The sequence below is a fragment of the Entomohabitans teleogrylli genome (assembly GCF_001484765.1).
Lineage (GTDB): Bacteria > Pseudomonadota > Gammaproteobacteria > Enterobacterales > Enterobacteriaceae > Entomohabitans > Entomohabitans teleogrylli.
Genome location: NZ_KQ947376.1, coordinates 232,346 through 252,795, shown reverse-complemented (window position 1 = coordinate 252,795; position 20,450 = coordinate 232,346). Strand labels below are relative to the sequence as shown.

The following is a 20,450-nucleotide window of genomic DNA, read 5'->3' as shown; positions in this document are numbered from 1 at the left end:
CGGGGGAGTTATCCCTCAAAGTCTACCGCGCAGCGCCGCAGGTAAAATGCGGTTAACTCTGATAATGCAGCGGATTGGCCGGATAAATCGCCCCGAGAACTGTCGACTGCCCGGCGCCGGTGACCGAAGGTAAGTTCCCCGGCAGGCCGGAGAGTGTGCGGAACGCCAGCCAGGCAAAGGCCAGCGCTTCCATATCGTCGCCGCTGATGCCAAACGCATCCGTCGGTCCAACCTCGGTTCCCGGCAGCAGCGCCGCCAGCCGGGCCATCAATAGCGGGTTGCGGCTTCCGCCGCCGCAGACCAGCAGACGTTCACAGCCGCCGCTGAGCATCACCTCTTCGGCAATCGTCACCGCCGTCAGTTCTGCGAGAGTCGCCTGAACATCTTCCGGCGCCAGCAGCGGGAACTGACGCAGATGGCGTTCGACCCAGCCGTAATTGAAATATTCCCGCCCGGTGCTTTTCGGCGCCGGCGCGGAAAAATAGGCATCGCTGAGCATTTGCTGCAGTAGCGGCGTCACCACTTTACCGCGGCGGGCCCACTGTGCGTCTTTATCAAAAGCTTTACCCTGCTGACGCCAGATCCAGGCATCCATGAGCATATTGCCGGGGCCGGTGTCGAAACCGCGCACCGGGCTGCCGGGAATCAGTAACGAAAGGTTGGCGATACCGCCGATATTCAGCACCATCCGCCGTTCAACCGGGTGCCCCAGCAGCGCGTGGTGAAACGCCGGCACCAGCGGCGCGCCCTGGCCCCCGAGCGCCATATCGCGACGCCGGAAATCCCCGACCACCGTCACCCCGGTATGAGCAACAATCTGGTTATTATCGCCAATCTGCAGCGTATTTGGCGCCTCGCCGCCAGGCTCATGCCAGACGGTCTGGCCGTGGCAGCCTATCGCCGCCACATCGCCGGGAGTCAGCCCTTCGCGGCGCATCAGCGTGAGTACCGCCTCGGCGAACAGCCGCCCCAGACGCGTGTCAAGCTGGCCGAGCTGCGACAGGGTCAGCGGCTGCCCCTGGCAGATAGCCAGGATATCCTGCTTCAGCGCCAGCGGAATCGGGTGACTATAGCTGGCCTGCTGGGCAACCAGCGTTTTATCTATGGCGGCTAACACCACGTCCACACCGTCAAGGCTGGTTCCTGACATCACCCCAATATAACGACCCGATCTCATCAGTGTTCCTTAGCCTCCCGGCAGCATTTGCTGTAGTCCACCATAAAGCGCCAGGCAATACTATGATTTATTAATGCTTTCTAACAAACTGTGCCACACGTTAATCAATCCGGTTCATAGAATATCACGCGCTGATTTATTCACTGTTAATGCGCAATCTTTTATTATTTTTACAGTGACCGGGTGAACCCCCTGCAATAAGGTGGTCAAATACCCTATAATTTAGTTATTGATGGATACTCGTCAGAGTGTTTGAAAGTGAACAGGAGAGTCATAATGATTTTGCGCGTACTGGCAGTTTCTCTGGTCGGACTAACCCTGGCGGGCTGCGTTAGCAATAATACGCTTTCCGGCGATGTCTATTCCGCATCAGAAGCCAAACAGGTTCAGAGCGTAACCTATGGGACCATCGTGCATGTGCGCGAGGTTCAAATCCAGGGCGGCGAAGATGGCAATGTCATCGGCGCTATCGGCGGCGCGGTACTGGGCGGCTTTCTGGGTAATACTATCGGCGGCGGCACTGGCCGTTCACTGGCTACGGCGGCAGGCGCTGTCGCGGGCGGCGTTGCCGGTCAGGGCGTCCAGAGCAGCCTGAATAAAACTACCGGGGTTGAGCTGGAAATCCGTAAGGATGACGGTAATACCATCATGGTAGTGCAGAAACAGGGTTCTTCCCGCTTCTCCGTCGGCCAGCGCGTCAGCATGGCCAGCAACGGTTCGCAAATTACCGTTTCCCCTCGCTAATCTCATCGGGCAGCATTTTGGCTGCCCTGCTTTTGCCAATCCTGAATAGCATCGACGCGTATTATCATCGCATGGCGATTGCTTTATGGCAGATATTGGCACAATAAGCGGGCGTAAAAATATGTCGGCTCGCGCCGCAGAAAGAGAAAGGTGCAGGAAATCGGCAACCGCAAAAGCCCCAGCAACGAGGCTTTTACCGATCCAGAATCAGTCCCGTGATTGCAGGGAAATAATGTTCTGTTCCAGCCGGGATATCAGGTCAATCAGCAATGCCTGTTCTTCATCACTAATTCCAGCAAGAATTTCGCCGCGGGTTTTGGCGATCACTTCCTCCATCCCGGCAATAATTGGCGCGGCTTTATCCGTTAATTTGATCCGTTTCGCCCGGCGATCGCTGGCGCAGGTGTGACGGGATATTAGCCCCTTTTCCTCAAGCTGATCGAGTGTACGAACCAGGGAAGGCTGCTCAATCCCTATCGCCTTGGCCAACTGAATTTGCGACTGATCGGGGGGCAACTGATGAATATTATGCAGTGTGACCCAATGAGTCTGCGTTAACTCCAGAGGTTTCAGGCGATGATCAATCAGAGCACGCCAGATTCGCACCAAACGTGAAAGGTCAGATCCTAATGGCGATTCCAATTTCATCTCCTTATAATTAGCTTGCTAAGTTATTATACTACTTTTACACTGTGACGCAGGCTTATTCCACAAAAACTAAATCCTTACTTTTGCTGATGTTATGCAGACAGCTATAATTTCATTCTACAACTATGTAATGGGAAACGGCAGTCATGGCTGACAATTTAAAGGATTATCTGAAGTGAACCTCTCATTTTACAGCGTCGGTTTCCCGTTACAGGACCTGGTGGTAGGCGCCTCCGTCTACTTTCCGCCCGGCTTTCGGGCCGTTTTGCTGGGCTTTTTTATCTGGCTTTTTCTGCACCGGCTACTCCGCGACTGGATGTATTCCGGGGATATCTGGCACCCGACGCTGATGGATCTGTCGCTTTTTTCGCTCTCAGTGTGCGCCGCTCTGGTTCTGCTGGTGATATGGTAACACCATGACATTGAAAACATTGAAATATTTTTCCACGCTGTTGGTTTTCGCCCTCGCCCTGGTGGTCGGATGGTTACTGTGGAATTACTACATGCAATCCCCATGGACCCGCGACGGCAAAGTGCGCGCCGAGCAGGTCAGTATCACGCCGCAGGTATCCGGCGCCATCACCCGGCTCGAGGTCAGGGATAATCAGTTCGTTAAAGCCGGCGATGTGCTGTTTACTCTCGACACGACGCCTTTCCACATCGCAGAGCTCAATGCCGAAGCGCAACTGGCCAGAGCGCAGTCCGACCTCGCCAAAGCCAATCATGAAGCCAGCCGCCGCCGCAACCTGCCGGATAACTACATCTCCGCCGAAGATCTCGATACCGCCAACCTGAACCTGAAGGCCGCCCGGGCCAATGTGAAAGTCGCCGAAGCCACACTACAACAGGCGCGCTGGCAGCAGGAGCAGGCGACGGTTAAAGCGCCGGTAGACGGCTGGGTAACCAATCTCAGCGCCCGGGAAGGCAACTATGCCAGCGCCGGCAAACCGGTATTCGCACTGGTAGACAGCCACTCCTTCTATGTCATCGGCTATTTTGAAGAAACCAAACTGCGCAACATTAAAACTGGCGATAAAGCGCAGATCATACTCTACAGCGATCGCCGTCATCTGAGCGGTACGGTAGACAGTATCGGGCGCGCTATCTACGACCAGAGTGTAGAAAACAGCAGCGACCTGGTGCCAGATGTAAAACCCAATGTCCCCTGGGTGCGGCTTGCCCAGCGCGTGCCGGTACGTATTCGCCTTGATGCGCTGCCGGAGGATGTCACGCTGGTGTCAGGGACCACCTGTACCGTCTCACTGCGGCCGTAAAGCGATGATAAAACTCGCCGCCCGCGCCTGGTCTGCCACGCCCTGGGGCAAAGCCAATCCCGGACAGTGGCGCTATGCGCTGCGCAACAGTATCGCGATGGCGCTGGCGCTGAGCATTGCCTACACTCTGCAACTCGACGAGCCCTACTGGGCGATGACTTCCGCCGCGGTGGTCAGTTTCCCCACTGTCGGGGGGGTGATCAGTAAAAGCCTCGGGCGCAGCATTGGAAGCCTGATCGGCGCCACCGCGGCGCTGATTATTGCCGGTCATACCCTCAACGACCCATGGCTGTTCACTCTGGCGATGGCCACCTGGCTGGCCGCCTGTACGTGGGTTTCCAGTCAGTACCAGAATAATGCCGCCTACGCTTTCGCGCTGGCGGGTTATACCGCGGCCATCATCGCCTTTCCGACCATCAATATCAGCGATATCACCGAGCTGTGGGAAATAGCCCAGTCCCGCGTCTGCGAAGTCATTGTCGGCATCCTGTGCGGCGGGTTTATGATGATGGTGCTCCCCAGCACCTCGGACGGCGCCGCGCTAATCGCCGCCCTGAAAAACATGCACGCTCGCCTGCTGGAACACGCCAGTCTGCTATGGAAAGCGGAAACCACCGATGCAATTCGCTCGGCGCACGAATCGGTTATCGGGCAGATCATGACCATGAATTTGCTGCGCATTCAGGCCTTCTGGAGTCACTACCGCTTCCGGCGCCAGAATAATCTGCTCAACTATCTGCTCCATCAACAGTTGCGCCTGACCAGCATTATTTCCGGCCTGCGGCGTATTCTGCTCAACTGGCCGGAGCCGCCGCCGCACCTCTGGCCGACCCTGGATGCGCTGCTCGCCGAACTGGCGCGACCGGGCGCCGATAAATACAGCGTCGCTCGCCTGCTGGCGCCGATTCTTCCGACAGACGACGCTGACTACCGCCAGCGAGCTTTCTGGCAACGACTGCGCTATTTTTGCTGGCAATACCTCGACAGCAGCCGCTGGTTACGCCAACTGGAGAACGAGACGCCAGAATCGGCAATCAGCCCTCCCGTGACACCGTCACTGGCACGCCATACCGACAATGCGGAAGCTGCCTGGAGCGCCCTGCGCACTTTCTGCGTGATCACTGGCGTCGGCGCATGGTGTATTGCCACCCAGTGGGACGCGGGCGATAGCGCCCTGGCGCTGGCGGCGATCAGCTGCGTTCTCTATTCATCGGCGCCATCGCCCCACGGCTCGCTGACGTTACTGATGCGCACACTGGTGCTACTGTCGCTGTTCAGCTTCGTCGTCAAATTTGGCCTGATGGTACAAATCACCGAACTATGGCAATTCCTGCTGTTTCTGGTGCCGCTGCTCATCACCATGCAGTTACTGAAGCTGCAGATGAAAAAATACGCCGGGCTGTGGGGGCAACTTATAGTCTTTATGGGATCGTTTATTGCGGTGACCAATCCTCCGACCTATGACTTTTCCGGGTTTCTCAACGAAAATCTCGCCAAAGTGATCGGCGTGGGCATGTCGTGGGTGGCGTTCTCACTGCTGCGCCCCAGTTCCGATTCGCGCAAAAGCCGTCGCCATATTCGCGCTATCCGGCGCGGATTTGTCGATCAACTCAGCCGTAAACCCGGTCTTAACGAAAGCCAGTTCGAATCGCTGGTTTATCACCATATTAACCAGCTCAGTAATAGTAAGGATGAGGTCGCGCGCCGCTGGCTGCTACGCTGGGGGGTGGTACTGCTCAACTGTAGCCACGTGGTCTGGCAACTGCGCGCCTGGGAAACCCGTTCCGACCCGCTGTCGCAGGTGCGCGACATCTGTATCGCGGCGCTGCGTAACGTCATGAGCGTACGCGGGGTGCAGCACCGGCCGCTGGCGGAGACACTGGCGGAATTGCAGCGCATTTGCCATACCCTGACGCGCCATCACAGCCCGGACGCCCGGGAACTGGCGACGCTGGTCTGGCGGCTGTACTGTTCGCTACAACAACTGGAACAGGCGCCGCCAGGAGATATCACACAGCCGGCGATTACTTAATCACGCCGCAAACCACGCGATCGCCGCCACCGCCCAGCGGTTTCGGATGGTCGGACATATTATCGCCGCCGGCATGCACCATCAGCGCCAGCCCTTCGATCTCACTGAGTTTCTTGATGCGCGGCGCGGTGACCGCTTTAGTGGCTTCGCCCTGGGCATTGACTTCCAGCACCGGCAGATCGCCGAGATGGCCGTCGCCTTCCGGACCAAGGTGTTTGCCGGTATTGGCCGGATCAAAATGGCCGCCCGCCGCGCCGGCGGCTACCGTCTTGCCGTCCACCGTAGTGGATTCACAACTTCCTTTGGCGTGGACGTGAAAGCCGTGTTCACCTTCCGGCAACCCTTTCAGTTGCGGGGTAAACATCAGCCCTTCCGGCGTTTCACTGATAGTCACATGGCCTGCCGCGGCGCCGATACCCTCGCCGGTGACCACATGCATTTCGACATCTTTGCTGGTTGCCTGAACAGCGGCGCAGGCAAAAAGGGAAATCGCTGCCAGAGTAAGACGTTTCATGTTTTCTCCTTATTTATCAGTATATATAGCCCGCATTAAGCGGGCATAAGTGAGACTAAAACATGGTGATGCATTAACTCAAGGAACATCATAGCCCAGCGCCGCCTTTCGGATTCGGAACCACTGCTGACGCGATAATTCAACATCCAGCGCCTTAACCGCTGAACGAACCCGCTCGATCTTCCCGGAGCCGATAATCGGCACTGGCTGCGACGGCAGACGCAGTATCCACGCATACACCACCTGCTCGATGGTACTGGCGCTGGTTTCATCCATCACTTTTTGCAGTTCATCGCGCAGCGCCTGGAAGGCGTCATCGCTGAACAACCGACCGCCCCCCAGACAGGACCACGCCATCGGGCGGATGCGCAACTGCTGGAGCTGGTCGAGGGTGCCGTCGAGCAACAGCGGTTGATGGACCACAGAGATCTCCACCTGGTTGGTGGCGAGGGTAAACGGCAGCCGCGACTGCAACAGGGTAAACTGCGCAGGCGTAAAGTTAGACACCCCGAAGTGGCGCACTTTACCGCTCTGGTGCAGGGCGATAAACGCCTCCGCCACTTCATCGGCATCCATCAGCGGATCCGGACGGTGAATCAACAGCAGATCGAGATAATCAGTGCCGAGATGGCGCAGTGAGGCATTGGCGCTGTGGATGATATGATCGCGGTCAGTAATATAATGGCCGATAACGTTATCCGGGTGCGCCGTGGTGGCGATACCGCACTTGGTGACGATTTCCATGCGCTGGCGCAGGTGCGGCGCCAGGCGCAGCGCATCGCCGAAAGCGGCTTCACAGCGATAGCCGCCGTAAATATCCGCATGATCGACCGTAGTAATGCCAAGGTCGAGATGTTGCTCAATAAATCCGGCCAGTTGACCCGCGGACATATTCCACTCCATCAACCGCCAGTAGCCCATCACCAGCCGGGAAAACGCCGGGCCCTGGGGGGCCATCACAATTCGCTGTACCATAATTGATATCCTTGTTGATCGCTGCCCGCCAGTATAACGGCTGACGCACTCAAAACAGTGAAGGTTGTTGAGGTTCTTCCGGGGATTGCGCTTTGTTTGCGCGTAATTTGCGCAGCAGCCGCTGGCGGCACAGGCGCAGTACCTCCTGCTTGCGGGCATCGGTCATGGTTTGCCAGGTAAAACGCTCCTCGCGGCTGCGCATACAGCCGCGGCAATACCCTTTCTCATCCGCCTGGCAAATCCCGCGACAGGGACTTGGTACCGGGAAAAATTCAAGCTGCTCAGCCACAACGCCACCTGGTTAACAGTATTGATACAATTGAAGCTTGCCCGGGCGCAGGATGCAACCTTACGGGCAGAAATAGCGAACACAATCACCTTTCCTCCGCACCTGAAGCGATACAGCCCATTAAGGTTGTTCTAATCTTTGTTGCTTATAGTCAGCGCCATAAACCACTTTTCAATTCTAAGATTATGGCGTTCATCAAAAAGTTACAGTGTAACGATGCGGTTTTTAATAGCGGCTGTGCGCTGCTGTTCACCGCAATCAATGGGCTGTTTATTCACCGTACCTGGCAGCTTATCGCCCCCGCCTCGCTGCATGAGTGGCTGTTCGCCCTGTCGATCCCGGTAGTGCTGTTCTGCGGATGGCAGATTATCTTCAACATCATTAACCTGCCGCTGTTGCGCAAACCCGTGCTGGTGATACTGCTGATCGGCTGTGCGGCGGTGAATTACTTTATGTCCGCCTACGGCGCGGTGATTGACCGCAATATGATGGTTAACGTGTTCGAAACCAACTCCCAGGAAGCCACGGCGCTGATTACCCCGCAGTTGCTGATCTGGCTGCTGGCAGGCGGCATCATCCCCGGCCTGGCGCTGGCGCTGGTGCGAATACGCGGCAATCGCTGGTGGTACACGCTGGCGATGCGCTTCGCCGCAGTACTGGCGGCGCTGTTGGCGATAATCCTGATCGCCGCCGTGTTTTATAAAGACTACGCCTCGCTGTTCCGTAATAATAAAAGCGTGGTCAAAATGGTGACGCCGGTTAACTACATCAGCGCCCTGTCCGGCTACGCCAAATCGCGCTGGTTTGCCGGCGATAAGACGCTTATCCGCATCGGCGAGGATGCCCGTAAGGGGCCGCTATTGTTGGGGCAGCAAAAGAAGACCGTCGTGATTCTGGTGGTGGGCGAAGCCTCCCGGGCAGCCAACTATTCCCTTAACGGCTACCCTCGCGAAACCAACCCGGAGTTGAAAAAACAACACGTGGTCTTTTTCTCCCACGCCTCTTCCTGCGGTACCGAAACCGCGGTATCGGTGCCCTGTATGTTCTCCGGCATGCCGCGCAAGCAGTATGACGCCAGCCTGGCGCGCCATCAGGAAGGACTGCTCGACGTGATGTCCCACGCCGGGATTAACCTGCTGTGGCGCGAGAACGACGGCGGTTGTAAAGGGGCCTGCGACCGAATTCCCCATACCGATATGACCCAATGGCAGCTTAATGATCTGTGCAGTAACGGCGCCTGCCTGGATGGCATACAGTTACACCGCCTGAACAACATTCTCGACGGCGTTCGCCAGGATACGGTGATTGTGTTGCACCTAATGGGCAGCCATGGCCCGTCCTATTACCGCCGCTATCCGCCGCAATTCCGCCGCTTTACCCCCACCTGCGACAGCAACCAGATTCAGGATTGCAGCCAGCAGCAACTGATAAATACTTACGACAATACCATTTTGTATACCGATACCCTTGTCAGTAACACTATCGACGCCCTGAAGCAGCGCTCGGATAAGCTCAATACGGCGCTGGTTTATCTCTCCGATCACGGCGAATCGCTGGGAGAAAACGGTATTTATCTGCACGGCACGCCCTACATGCTGGCGCCGTCCGGGCAGACCCACATCCCCTTTCTGTTCTGGTTATCCGGTAGCTATGCGCAAAATTTCCGTATCAATACCCAATGCCTGAACACCATGGCGGCAAAGCAAGAGGTCTCTCAGGACAATCTGTTTCATACCATGTTGGGTATGCTGGATATCCATACGGCCCTGTACCAGCCGCAGATGGATATTCTGGCCAGTTGCCGCCAGCGCTGATCTGGCTCTCCGCGGCGCCGGGAATATTTTCCTCGCCGCCGCGGATAAAACCCTTGCGCTAGACCGAACGGTCTACTACAGTAGGCCCCATGAATCGACGAACTGAACATGATACTCGCGAACATCTGCTGATCACTGGCGAACAGCTCTGCCTGCAGAAAGGGTTTACCGGGATGGGGCTGAGCGAACTGTTGCGCACCGCCGGGGTGCCGAAAGGCTCTTTTTACCATTACTTTCGTTCCAAAGAGGCTTTCGGCGTAGCGATGCTGGAACACCATTATGCAGGCTATAACCACCAGCTGGCGCAGCTATTTAATCACGGCGCCGGTAATTATCGCGACCGGTTACAGACCTATTTTCAGCAGGCCCTGAGTCAGTTCTGTAACAGCGGCGCCATCAGCGGTTGCCTGACCGTCAAACTCTCGGCGGAAGTGTGCGATCTGTCGGAAGATATGCGCGGTGCGCTGGAACAGGGAACCTCCCGGGTGGTCGCCCTGATCGCCACGGCGCTGGAACAGGGACGCCAGGAGCAGAGTATTAATTTTGTCGGCGATGCGCCGGCGCTGGCCCGCACGCTATATGCCCTGTGGCTGGGCGCCAACTTGCAGGCGAAAATTCTGCGTGCTCCCGCCCCGCTGGAAAGCGCGCTGGCGCACGTTAACCGTATTCTGGCCGCGCCGGCCAGCGCAAGCGCGCCTGATGCGGCGTAGTTTGCAACAGCGGCGCAGTAAACATCAGCGCGTCTGATTTAGCTGTTTATTTTCGACTCCGGGGCGTGTTGCCGGCATTCCTGAAGCGGTTGACCGTCCCGGATTTTTATTGACCTTATCACAAGACGACCGGTCTATTACCAGCGGAGCGAATATGACAACCGAAACCTTGTTTACCCCACTGCAGGTGGGCGACATCACAGTATCTAACCGCATTTTTATGGCTCCGCTGACGCGCCTGCGCAGCATCGAGCCCGGCGATATTCCCACCCCGCTGATGGCGGAATACTACCAGCAGCGCGCCGGCGCGGGTCTGATCATCAGCGAAGCCACCCAGATTTCCGCCCAGGCCAAAGGCTACGCAGGCGCTCCGGGTCTGCACAGCCCGGAGCAGATCCAGGCATGGAGAAAAATTACCGACGGCGTCCACGCCCGTCAGGGGCATATGGCGGTACAGTTATGGCATACCGGGCGAATCTCTCACAGTAGTCTGCAGCCGGGTGGCGAAGCGCCGGTCGCGCCGTCAGCCATACGCGCCGAAACCCGCACCACCCTGCGTGACGCAGATGGCACAGTAACGCGCGTCGATACCTCAACGCCGCGCGCCCTGAAAACAGAAGAGATCCCGGGGATTGTCAATGATTTCCGCCAGGCGATTATCAACGCCCGCGAAGCCGGCTTTGATCTGGTAGAACTGCATTCGGCCCATGGCTATCTGCTGCATCAGTTCCTGTCCCCGGCATCAAACCAGCGGACTGACAACTACGGCGGCAGTATTGAAAACCGCACCCGCCTGGTGCTGGAAGTGGTGGACGCCGCTATCGACGCCTGGAGCGCCGGGCGCATCGGCATTCGTATTTCGCCGCTGGGACCGTTTAACGGCCTGGACAATGGCGAGGATCAGGAAGAGGCGGCGCTGTATCTGGTGTCGGAACTGGGCAAACGCGGCCTGGCTTATCTGCACGTCTCGGAGCCTGACTGGGCCGGCGGCAAACCCTACAGTGACGCTTTCCGCCAACAGTTGCGCGATCGCTTCAGCGGCGTGATTGTCGGCGCCGGCGCTTACAGCCGTGAAAAAGCCCAGCACCTGATCGAACAGGGATTTATTGATGCGGCGGCATTCGGTCGGGATTATATTGCCAACCCGGATCTGGTCGAACGCCTGAAACGCCGGGCGCCGCTCAATGCGCAGCGCCCGGAAAGCTTCTACGGCGGCGGCGCCGAAGGCTACACCGACTACCCCACACTCTGAGAGCATCATTGATAGCGGCGCGCGTTCGCCGCTATACTTTCCGTCGTTTGCCACCTTTTAAAGCGAATCCAATCTGAGAGGTCATTATGCGCTTACTTCACACCATGCTGCGCGTCGGCGATCTGCAACGCTCTATTGATTTTTATACCAACGTTCTCGGTATGACGCTGCTGCGCACCAGCGAAAACCCGGAGTATAAATACTCGCTGGCATTTGTCGGATACGGCCCGGAAAGTGAAGAAGCCGTGATTGAACTGACCTACAACTGGGGCGTGGACAGCTATGAGCTGGGCAGCGCCTACGGTCATATCGCCCTGAGCGTCGACAACGCCGCTGAGGCCTGCGAGCGCATTCGCCGCAACGGCGGTAACGTCACCCGCGAAGCCGGCCCGGTCAAAGGCGGCACCACGGTGATTGCTTTTGTGGAAGATCCCGACGGCTATAAAATCGAATTGATCGAAGAAAAAGACGCCGGTAAAGGTCTGGGCAATTAATCTCTTCGGGCGTCCGTCACGGTCGCTGGCAAAGCCCAAAAGCGTATTTTTGGGCTTTATGGTAACTGAAGAAAATCCATCGATTTTTTCGTTTTCGCCACTGCCGGTGCAGGTAAGTTTTGCCATCCCGGGGGCGAAGGCGCCTGTCGCGCCGACGTGGTGCGTCCGCTACTGCATCCGTGGGCGAAATTTGCCATAATGCACGCTGCATTTTCCCCGTAACAAGAGACACTGATGTCTGATAACGCTCAACTCCCCGGTCTGTGTGACCGCTTTCGTGGTTTTTATCCGGTGGTTATCGATGTGGAAACCGCCGGCTTCAACGCTAAAACCGATGCGCTGCTCGAGATTGCCGCCATCACGCTGAAAATGGACTCCCAGGGCTGGCTGGCCGTAGACCAGACGCTGCACTTTCACGTGGCTCCATTTGAGGGAGCGGTCTTAAATCCTGAAGCGCTGGCGTTTAACGGCATCGATCCGCATAACCCGCTGCGCGGCGCGGTCAGCGAATATGACGCTCTGCACGCGATTTTTAAAGCCATCAGAAAAGGTATGAAAGACGCCGACTGTAGTCGGGCAATTATGGTGGCCCATAACGCGACCTTCGACCATTCGTTTATGATGGCCGCGGCGGAGCGGGCCTCTCTGAAGCGCAACCCGTTTCACCCTTTCGTCACCTTCGATACCGCCGCCCTGAGCGGGCTGGCGCTGGGGCAAACCGTTCTGGCCAAAGCCTGTATCGCCGCCGGTATCAAGTTCGATTCCAGCCAGGCCCATTCGGCGCTGTATGACACTGAGCAAACCGCCCTGCTGTTTTGCGAAATCGTCAACCGCTGGAAACGCCTCGGCGGCTGGCCGTTGCCGCAGGCCGAAGAGCCGGCAGCATAAAAAAAGGGCGACCCGCGGGCCGCCCTTTTTTTTGAGTGACGTTTATTCAGCGTCTTCAGACTTATATTTCGCCGCGGTCTCTTTAATCAGCTGTTGCAATTCACCGCGCTGATACATTTCAATGACGATATCACAGCCGCCTACCAGTTCACCGTCCACCCACAGTTGCGGGAAGGTCGGCCAGTTGGCGTATTTCGGCAATTCGGCGCGAATATCCGGATTTTGCAAAATATCGACATAAGCAAAGCGCTCGCCGCAGGCTGACAGCGCCTGTACCGCCTGAGCCGAGAAGCCGCAGCTGGGTAATTTAGGCGAACCTTTCATATACAGCAGAATCGGGTTCTCAGCGATCTGGCGCTGGATTTTTTCAATTGTTGTACTCATTGTCTTGCTTCCTCAGTGCGTCTTACGGCGTTGCATTTACCCGCAGCGAATCAGGCGGGCAATTGCGCAATCTGACTATTGTAGCCACTCCTCTGCCCCGGGAAAACACCTGTTTAGCACGGGTATTCTCTGCGCAGCCTGTCGCGCGCCGGGATAAGCAGCCGGGGAATATCGGGTTAAGTACGCGTCGCGTCAACATTTAGTAACAAAAAAATGCAGCAATACATTTCCAGGCGGTTACGCTTGTCTAAAAATCTTGCAACTGGTTCTGATTCTGAGGTTCAACGGAAAAAGGATATTAACTTTCCGCATTCTTATGCATTAGAATCGCCAGACATTAAAAACAATCACAGGCCTGGCGCCTGACCTATTCAGGGGATTCGAACGAGTGGCGCGGATAACAAAAACTTCTGTCACGTTCTGTGCTCTGCTTTTTATCTTGCCTTATACGCCGCTGGCGCTGGCCTCCCCGCAAGCCAGCAGCACCGCTATTCATAAGGCACACGCCGGCAAGACCACCCAGAAGAGCAGCAGCAAAACCGTCAGCAACAAGAAAACTAAGAATTCCACAGCTAAAATCCGCGCTAAAACCCCCTCGAAAAAAGCGACAGCCTCCCGCAAGACCCAGACCGCCCCGGCCGCAAAAACCAAAATGGTCAAGCGCCGCAACAGTAAACCGCTCAGTGAGTCCCGGCATGCCGGCGCTGGCCAGACCGCGATGATCGTGAAATGTACTAAACCGCGCAAAGGGTATAAGCAGCGCTGTGAAAAAGTCAAAGCGACGGCGGCGGGAACCACCATCGCCAGCGCCCATAAACAGCGGGTACACAGCGCCCGCCAGACGGCTCTGAATACACTGATGGATCAACTGGGCAAACCCTACCGCTGGGGCGGCACATCGCCACGTACCGGGTTCGACTGCAGCGGACTGGTCTACTACGCCTATAAGGATCTGGTGAAATTCCGCATTCCGCGTACCGCTAATGAGATGTATCATCTGCGCGACGCCGCACCGGTATCCAAAAGCGAGCTGGTCACCGGCGATCTGGTGTTCTTCCGCACCCAGGGGCGCGGTACCGCCGATCACGTCGGCGTTTACGTCGGCAACGGCAAATTTATTCAGTCCCCGCGTACCGGCCGTGATATTCAAATCACCTCGCTCAGCGAAGATTACTGGCAGCGTCATTATGTCGGCGCCCGCCGGGTGATGACCCCGAAAAACGTCCGCTGATATCGGTTACCCGCCTGTCGTCGGCGGGTAACCGCTTCTTCTGCTTACCCTGTTATTTTGCTACCATAACCACGCACTCAGTATGGTTATTGAGCGCCAGTCAAAAATAATAAGGAGTGAAGCAATGTCGTTCGAATTACCTGCATTACCTTACGCCAAAGATGCGCTGGCCCCGCATATTTCCGCAGAAACGCTGGAATATCATCACGGTAAGCATCACCAGGCGTATGTCACTAATCTGAATAACCTGATCAAAGGCACCCCGTTTGAAGGTAAATCGCTGGAAGAGATTATTCGTACTTCCGAAGGCGGGATCTTTAACAATGCGGCCCAGGTATGGAACCACACCTTCTACTGGAACTGTCTGGCTCCGAACGCCGGCGGCGATCCGCAGGGCGCGCTGCTGGAAGCGATTAATGGCGCATTCGGCAGCGTTGCGGCGTTCAAACAGCAGTTCAGCGACGCAGCGGCGAAAAACTTCGGCTCTGGCTGGACCTGGCTGGTGAAGAACGCCGACGGCAGTCTGGCTATTGTCTCTACCTCCAACGCCGCTACCCCGCTGACCGGTAGCGCCACACCGCTGCTGACGGTAGACGTCTGGGAACATGCTTACTACATCGACTACCGCAATGCGCGGCCGAGCTATCTTGAGCATTTCTGGGCGCTGGTGAACTGGGCGTTTGTCGCGAAGAACTTTGCCGCCTGACGCGCCTTTCAGCCACTAAAAAGCGGAGACATGCGCTCCGCTTTTTTGTTTACGCCACTTTTATTCTACTTCGCAGGCCGTCTGAGGCGCTTTACGGGTGCTGAGCAGCACCAGCAACAGCCCCAGACCGGCGATAATCGCGCCCATTACCGGCACAAAACCATAGCCCAACCCGCCGGAAATCACCGCCCCCCCGGCGGCGGCCCCCAGCGCATTACCGAGGTTAAAGGCCCCGATATTGACCGATGACGACAGCCCCGGCGCTTCGCTGGCGACGCGCATGACCTTCATCTGTAGCGGCGGGACCACGGCAAAGGTCGCCGCACCCCAGATAACCATCGCCAGCGCGGCGCCTACTTCACTGCGCGCCAACAGCGGGATCGTCAGCATGATTATCATCAACAGCAACAGGAAGCCTTTCAGCGTACCGTTCAGAGAGCGGTCGGCAAGTTTACCGCCGAGATAGTTGCCCAGCGAGAACCCCACGCCAATCAGCACCAGCATAGCGGTAATAAACGTCGGCGAGGCGTGGGTCAGACGCTGAAGTACCGGTGAAATATAGGTATACAGCGTAAACATCGCCCCGGCGCTCAGTACCGTCGTCAGCAGCGCGAACACCACCTGTGGACGCATCAGCACCGCCATTTCGCTCTTCACGTCCGGTCTTTCACCCGCGCCGCCGGCAGGCAGGGAAAAGAACAGACTGACCATCGCCACCACGCCCAGTCCGGCGGTCGCGAGGAATGACATGCGCCAGCCTACCGCCTCGCCCAGCCAGGTCGCCGCCGGTACGCCGCCGATATTGGCGATCGTCAGCCCCATAAACATGGTGGCGACCGCGCTGGCCTGTTTTTCACGCGGCACTACGCTTGCCGCCACCACCGACCCGAGACCAAAGAAAGCGCCGTGGTTCAGGCTGGTGAGAATTCGCGATGCCATCAGCGTCATATAATCCGGCGCAATGGCGGACAGCAGATTGCCGACGGTGAAAATCGCCATCAGCAGAATCAGCGCGCTGCGCCGGGCGCGATGCGATAACAGTAGCGTCATCAGCGGCGCCCCGACCATCACCCCGATGGCGTAGGCGCTTATCAGCATACCGGCGGCGGGAATAGAGACATCCACCCCGCGGGCAATGGCCGGCAGCAGCCCCATAGGGGAAAACTCCGTGGTACCAATGCCAAAAGCGCCAATCGCCAGCGCCAGTAAAGGAAAGTTGATTCTCATTGTGACTCCATATTGTCCGGTACATCTGAGTACGCCGGATATATTGTGCAGGTTGGGGCTATGATGGCAGCGGGACAGGCTACGGGAAAGGCGGCGCCAGGCAAAACACTATTGCATATTTGTTTATAATTTTTTCTTTTATTGACAGACTGGCAGAGAATAACGCGGAAGAAAGCACCGTGAACGGCGCAGAACATCGCTGAGGGGAGAAAACCAATCCGCCGCGCCAGCCAGCGACGCAGCGGGCGGCCAGAGAAACTTAGTGCACAACCGCAATAATACCTACAACCACAATCCCTCCCAGGGTGACCAGAGTCGTCAACAGGGCATATCTCAGCTCAATACTCATCAACTTTCTCCTTTCTTATGCTTCCAGTAAAATCTGGTTCAGATCATTTTCCCATAAAATGGCACAAAAATCTTGTGTGAATAAGAACGATCTGTGATTTGCCTCTTCCACTTTTGATAAATATCAGCCAAAATCCCCAGCTACTTTATTTTTAGCACCACCGTTTACCCTTCCTTGCATTTTTTCCCCTTCTGCTGCCCGAACCGCCGCAGCGCGGGATGGCGAAAAGCAAACGATTACCTGGTGGTTTTTCAGGAAATTAGGGATTGGTCTGGAGTAACATCTGATGGCAACAATTAAAGACGTCGCGAAGCGCGCAAACGTTTCCACAACAACAGTATCACATGTTATTAACAAAACGCGGTTCGTCGCGGAAGAAACCCGCAACGCCGTCTGGGCAGCGATTAAAGAATTACATTATTCGCCCAGCGCCGTCGCGCGTAGCCTGAAGGTTAACCACACCAAATCCATCGGGCTGCTGGCCACCAGCAGCGAAGCGCCCTACTTCGCCGAAATCATTGAAGCTGTTGAAAAAAACTGCTTCGCCAAAGGTTATACCCTGATCCTTGGCAACGCCTGGAATAGTCCGGAAAAGCAGCGCGCCTATCTGTCGATGATGGCCCAGAAGCGCGTCGATGGTCTGCTGGTCATGTGTTCCGAATACCCGGAGTCGCTGCTCGCCACCCTCGAAGAGTACCGCCATATCCCGATGGTGGTCATGGACTGGGGCGAAGCCAGGGCCGACTTTACCGATTCTGTGGTGGATAACGCCTTCGAAGGCGGCTATATGGCCGGTCGCTATTTAATTGAACGCGGCCACCGCGAGGTAGGCGTGATCCCCGGACCGCTGGAGCGTAACACCGGCGCCGGGCGGCTGGCGGGCTTTATGAAAGCGCTGGAAGAAGCCGGCATTAAGATGCCGGAGAGCTGGATTGTACAGGGCGACTTTGAGCCGGAATCCGGCTACCGCGCCATGCAGCAGATCCTCTCCTGCGCCCACCGTCCGACCGCCGTATTCTGCGGCGGCGATGTGATGGCGATGGGCGCTATCTGCGCCGCCGACGAAATGGGGCTGCGGGTGCCGCAGGATATTTCGGTGATCGGTTATGACAATGTGCGCAACGCCCGCTATTTCACCCCGGCCCTGACCACCATTCACCAGCCGAAAGATTCGCTGGGCGAAACTGCCTTTAATATGCTGCTCGACAGGATCATCAATAAGCGCGAGGAATCCCAGTCCATTGAGGTCCACCCGCGTCTGGTCGAACGCCGTTCGGTGGCCGACGGTCCATTCCTCGACTACCGCCGCTAAAGGCGCTGTGCTGCGTGGGTCGGCGCTACCGGTTCACGCAGCCACTCGGCATTGAGGGTTTCACTGTCCCCCAGATATTCCAGCAGCCAGTTCAGCGCCGGCGAGGCATCGTTTGGCTGCCAGCTCAGGCAACAGGCGGCATCCGGAAACGGATTCTCCAGCGCCAGAATATGCCACTCGCCGCGGGCAATCCACGGCGCGGCGATATGTACCGGTACCATCCCGATACACAGCCCGGCGGACAGACAGTCCCGGGCGGAATCCCAGCCCGGCGCCACGACCCGCCGCTGATTATCCAGCAGCCAGGTGGTACGTCTGGGCAGCGACCGCGAGGTATCTTCCAGCACCAGCGACGGCCAGCGCCGCAGCTCGTCGTCGCTCAGCGGCCCGGGCATACTGGCCAGCGGATGATGGCTGGCCACCACGCAATGCCAGCTCAGCATCCCCATATCCCGAAAAGCGTAGCGGCCGCCGACCGGGATCGCCTGTGTGGCGCCGATCGCCACTTCCACCCGGCCATCCGCCATTGCGTCCCAGACCCCGTTAAACACCTCCTGGGAGATCAGTAATTCCACATCGGGGAAATGGCGATAAAAATCCAGTACCAGCTGGCGGGTGCGATCGGTGCGGACAATGTTATCCACCGCAATGGATAGCTGGCCGCGCCAGCCGTTGGCGATCTGTTGGCACTGTTGACGGGTGGCAAGCATTTTTTTGATAACAGCCCGCCCTTCACGCAAAAAATAGACCCCGGCCGGCGTCAACTGCACATCGCGATGGCGCCGCTCGAACAGCGGCACCGCCAGCCATGTCTCAAGCTGGCGTACCGTATAGCTGACCGCGGAGGGCACCCGGTGCAACTCCTGGGCGGCGGCGCTGAAGCTGCCATTGCGCGCTACCGCATCCACCACTTCCAGCGCATATTCTGACCACATATTCTGCCTTCAAAAATTTTGCATACACCCGGCAAATATTAGCGTTTCACAAGCCGAAATTCACCCTTTAGACTGCCCGGCGTTTACCTGCAAACTATTCACAATCAGGATTGTTCGTGCTATGCAACCATCGAAAGGCTTTATGATTTGGCTGGCAGGCCTCAGCGTGCTGGGGTTTCTGGCTACCGATATGTATCTTCCAGCGTTTGCCGTGATTCAACAGGATCTGGAGACTCAGGCTTCGGCAGTGAGCGCCAGCCTGAGTCTGTTCCTGGCCGGTTTTGCCATTGCGCAGCTGATCTGGGGGCCGCTGTCCGATCACTATGGCCGTCGATCAGTGCTGCTGATCGGGCTGGCCATCTTTGCCGCGAGCAGCCTGGGTATGCTGTGGGTGGAAACCGCCACCAGCCTGCTGGTACTGCGCTTTATTCAGGCCGTGGGCGTCTGTTCGGCGGCGGCTATCTGGCAGGCGCTGGTGACCGACTACTACCCGGCTAACCGGGTAAACCGGGTTTTCGCCACGATCATGCCGCTGGTAGGTCTCTCTCCGGCGCTGGCGCCGCTGCTGGGCAGTTGGATCCTCAACCACTTCGCCTGGCAGGGCATTTTTGCCGTCCTGTTTGCGATTACCCTGCTGTTAATGGTGCCGGCGCTGTTTCTCAAGCCCGCCGCCAGAAAAACGCCCCAGGGCGACGATACACTGCGTTTCCGCACACTGCTGGCAACGCCGGGTTTTCGCGGCAATGTGCTGATCTATGCCGCCTGTTCCGCCAGCTTTTTCGCCTGGCTTACCGGATCGCCCTTCATCCTCAGCGCCATGGGATACGGACCGGGGGCTATCGGCCTGAGCTATGTGCCGCAGACCATCGCCTTTCTGATTGGCGGCTATGGCTGCCGGGCGGCGCTACAAAAATGGCGCGGCGAGCAGATGCTGCCCTGGCTGCTGGCACTGTTCTCGGTAAGCGTACTGGCGACCTGGGCGGCGGGCATCCCGGAGCATACATCGCTGACGCTGTTACTGATCCCCTTCTGCGTGATGGCCATGGCTAACGGGGCGATTTACCCGATCGCGGTCGCCGCGGCGCTGCTGCCCTTCCCGCAGGCCGCCGGACGCGCCGCGGCGTTGCAGAACACCCTTCAACTGGGACTGTGCTTTATCGCCAGTATCGCGGTTTCGTCTCTGGTGACGGTACCGCTGCAGGGGACGACCAGCGTGATGGTGATTACGGTGGCGCTGGCATGGATCGGTTACCGAATGAAAGGCGCCGCTGGTACCGCATCCCGGCATGATGAAGTCGCGGCCCGGGACCAGGGGTAATCCGGTGAATTATCAGCCCGCCATATGATTAGCGCACTAACAATTTTCTGTTGAATCACTTATGTGACAGGCATATACTTTTTAAGCATTCCATAACAAGTTTTACATAAAACTTACTTTCGGGAGCCGGACGCCGCTCCCGTTTTAGCAATGGATGGCTCTCTTGCAAGGGAGAAT

The 20,450-nt window shown here is 57.2% G+C and carries 22 protein-coding genes; 13 read left to right on the top strand and 9 right to left on the bottom strand.

What is annotated here, in order from left to right; all coding sequences use genetic code 11:
* Window positions 1–52 precede the first annotated feature (52 nt).
* Complete coding sequence (anmK, locus tag AQ981_RS01200) at window positions 53–1,177, bottom strand: anhydro-N-acetylmuramic acid kinase (RefSeq protein ID WP_058909925.1); 1,125 nt, start codon at window positions 1,175–1,177, stop codon at window positions 53–55.
* A gap of 276 nt (window positions 1,178–1,453) precedes the next feature.
* Here anmK and slyB point away from each other — a divergent pair, with 276 nt between their 5' ends.
* On the top strand, window positions 1,454–1,921 hold the full coding sequence (gene slyB, locus AQ981_RS01195) for an outer membrane lipoprotein SlyB (protein WP_058909924.1): 468 nt from the start codon (window positions 1,454–1,456) through the stop codon (window positions 1,919–1,921).
* 207 nt (window positions 1,922–2,128) lie between these two features.
* Here the strand turns inward: slyB and slyA are convergent, their stop codons facing one another.
* Window positions 2,129–2,569, bottom strand: a complete 441-nt coding sequence (slyA, locus tag AQ981_RS01190; protein ID WP_058909923.1) for a transcriptional regulator SlyA — start codon at window positions 2,567–2,569, stop codon at window positions 2,129–2,131.
* Between the two features lie 175 nt (window positions 2,570–2,744).
* Between slyA and AQ981_RS01185 the strand changes: the two genes are divergently transcribed.
* Genes AQ981_RS01185 through AQ981_RS01175 form a run of 3 tightly spaced genes read left to right on the top strand, consistent with a single transcriptional unit; the run spans window position 2,745 to window position 5,875 of the window.
* Window positions 2,745–2,981: a DUF1656 domain-containing protein gene (locus tag AQ981_RS01185; RefSeq protein ID WP_058909922.1), complete on the top strand. Its 237-nt coding sequence runs from the start codon at window positions 2,745–2,747 to the stop codon at window positions 2,979–2,981.
* Window positions 2,982–2,985: 4 nt separating this feature from the next.
* On the top strand, window positions 2,986–3,843 hold the full coding sequence (locus AQ981_RS01180) for an efflux RND transporter periplasmic adaptor subunit (protein ID WP_058909921.1): 858 nt from the start codon (window positions 2,986–2,988) through the stop codon (window positions 3,841–3,843).
* 4 nt (window positions 3,844–3,847) lie between these two features.
* Entirely contained in the window at window positions 3,848–5,875 is a 2,028-nt protein-coding gene (locus AQ981_RS01175; protein WP_420809734.1) for an FUSC family protein, read from the top strand.
* On the opposite strand, the gene sodC is transcribed toward AQ981_RS01175, so the two are convergent.
* The 3 genes from sodC to AQ981_RS01160 form a co-directional block, all read right to left on the bottom strand.
* The gene (gene sodC, locus AQ981_RS01170; protein ID WP_058909920.1) at window positions 5,868–6,389 is read right to left on the bottom strand and encodes a superoxide dismutase family protein; all 522 of its coding nucleotides are present in this window, start codon (window positions 6,387–6,389) and stop codon (window positions 5,868–5,870) included. The genes AQ981_RS01175 and sodC overlap by 8 nt on opposite strands.
* A gap of 78 nt (window positions 6,390–6,467) precedes the next feature.
* The gene (locus AQ981_RS01165; RefSeq protein WP_058909919.1) at window positions 6,468–7,364 is read right to left on the bottom strand and encodes an aldo/keto reductase; all 897 of its coding nucleotides are present in this window, start codon (window positions 7,362–7,364) and stop codon (window positions 6,468–6,470) included.
* Between the two features lie 49 nt (window positions 7,365–7,413).
* Complete coding sequence (locus AQ981_RS01160) at window positions 7,414–7,653, bottom strand: DUF1289 domain-containing protein (protein ID WP_058909918.1); 240 nt, start codon at window positions 7,651–7,653, stop codon at window positions 7,414–7,416.
* 185 nt (window positions 7,654–7,838) lie between these two features.
* On the opposite strand from AQ981_RS01160, the gene eptA reads away from it, so the two are divergent.
* From eptA to rnt, 5 genes are all read left to right on the top strand, one after another.
* Window positions 7,839–9,467 carry a phosphoethanolamine transferase EptA gene (eptA, locus tag AQ981_RS01155; RefSeq protein ID WP_058909917.1) on the top strand — a complete coding sequence of 543 codons (1,629 nt, stop codon included), beginning with the start codon at window positions 7,839–7,841 and terminating at the stop codon, window positions 9,465–9,467.
* Window positions 9,468–9,556: 89 nt separating this feature from the next.
* Complete coding sequence (locus AQ981_RS01150) at window positions 9,557–10,177, top strand: TetR/AcrR family transcriptional regulator (RefSeq protein ID WP_058909916.1); 621 nt, start codon at window positions 9,557–9,559, stop codon at window positions 10,175–10,177.
* A 154-nt stretch (window positions 10,178–10,331) separates the two neighbouring features.
* Window positions 10,332–11,429 carry an alkene reductase gene (nemA, locus tag AQ981_RS01145; protein ID WP_058909915.1) on the top strand — a complete coding sequence of 366 codons (1,098 nt, stop codon included), beginning with the start codon at window positions 10,332–10,334 and terminating at the stop codon, window positions 11,427–11,429.
* A gap of 86 nt (window positions 11,430–11,515) precedes the next feature.
* Window positions 11,516–11,923 (top strand): lactoylglutathione lyase, encoded by a 408-nt coding sequence (gene gloA / locus AQ981_RS01140; RefSeq protein WP_058909914.1) that lies wholly within the window; start codon window positions 11,516–11,518, stop codon window positions 11,921–11,923.
* A 234-nt stretch (window positions 11,924–12,157) separates the two neighbouring features.
* Window positions 12,158–12,811, top strand: coding sequence for a ribonuclease T (gene rnt / locus AQ981_RS01135; RefSeq protein WP_058909913.1), 654 nt, complete (start codon window positions 12,158–12,160; stop codon window positions 12,809–12,811).
* A 42-nt stretch (window positions 12,812–12,853) separates the two neighbouring features.
* On the opposite strand, the gene grxD is transcribed toward rnt, so the two are convergent.
* Window positions 12,854–13,195 (bottom strand): monothiol glutaredoxin 4, encoded by a 342-nt coding sequence (gene grxD / locus AQ981_RS01130; protein ID WP_058909912.1) that lies wholly within the window; start codon window positions 13,193–13,195, stop codon window positions 12,854–12,856.
* A gap of 388 nt (window positions 13,196–13,583) precedes the next feature.
* On the opposite strand from grxD, the gene AQ981_RS01125 reads away from it, so the two are divergent.
* Both AQ981_RS01125 and sodB read left to right on the top strand, forming a co-directional pair.
* Window positions 13,584–14,426 (top strand): C40 family peptidase, encoded by an 843-nt coding sequence (locus AQ981_RS01125; protein ID WP_058909911.1) that lies wholly within the window; start codon window positions 13,584–13,586, stop codon window positions 14,424–14,426.
* A 124-nt stretch (window positions 14,427–14,550) separates the two neighbouring features.
* Complete coding sequence (gene sodB, locus AQ981_RS01120) at window positions 14,551–15,132, top strand: superoxide dismutase [Fe] (RefSeq protein WP_058909910.1); 582 nt, start codon at window positions 14,551–14,553, stop codon at window positions 15,130–15,132.
* 60 nt (window positions 15,133–15,192) lie between these two features.
* On the opposite strand, the gene AQ981_RS01115 is transcribed toward sodB, so the two are convergent.
* Together AQ981_RS01115 and cydH are read right to left on the bottom strand one after the other, a co-directional pair.
* Entirely contained in the window at window positions 15,193–16,359 is a 1,167-nt protein-coding gene (locus tag AQ981_RS01115) for an MFS transporter (protein WP_058909909.1), read from the bottom strand.
* Between the two features lie 259 nt (window positions 16,360–16,618).
* Window positions 16,619–16,708, bottom strand: coding sequence for a cytochrome bd-I oxidase subunit CydH (gene cydH / locus AQ981_RS27115; protein WP_121500595.1), 90 nt, complete (start codon window positions 16,706–16,708; stop codon window positions 16,619–16,621).
* A gap of 286 nt (window positions 16,709–16,994) precedes the next feature.
* Here cydH and purR point away from each other — a divergent pair, with 286 nt between their 5' ends.
* Entirely contained in the window at window positions 16,995–18,020 is a 1,026-nt protein-coding gene (purR, locus tag AQ981_RS01110; RefSeq protein ID WP_058909908.1) for an HTH-type transcriptional repressor PurR, read from the top strand.
* Here the strand turns inward: purR and punR are convergent.
* A complete protein-coding gene (punR, locus tag AQ981_RS01105; protein ID WP_058909907.1) occupies window positions 18,017–18,955 on the bottom strand; it encodes a DNA-binding transcriptional activator PunR in 939 nt (312 codons plus the stop codon). The genes purR and punR overlap by 4 nt on opposite strands.
* Window positions 18,956–19,076: 121 nt before the next feature.
* Between punR and punC the strand changes: the two genes are divergently transcribed.
* Window positions 19,077–20,273, top strand: coding sequence for a purine nucleoside transporter PunC (gene punC, locus AQ981_RS01100; protein ID WP_058909906.1), 1,197 nt, complete (start codon window positions 19,077–19,079; stop codon window positions 20,271–20,273).
* Window positions 20,274–20,450 lie beyond the last annotated feature (177 nt).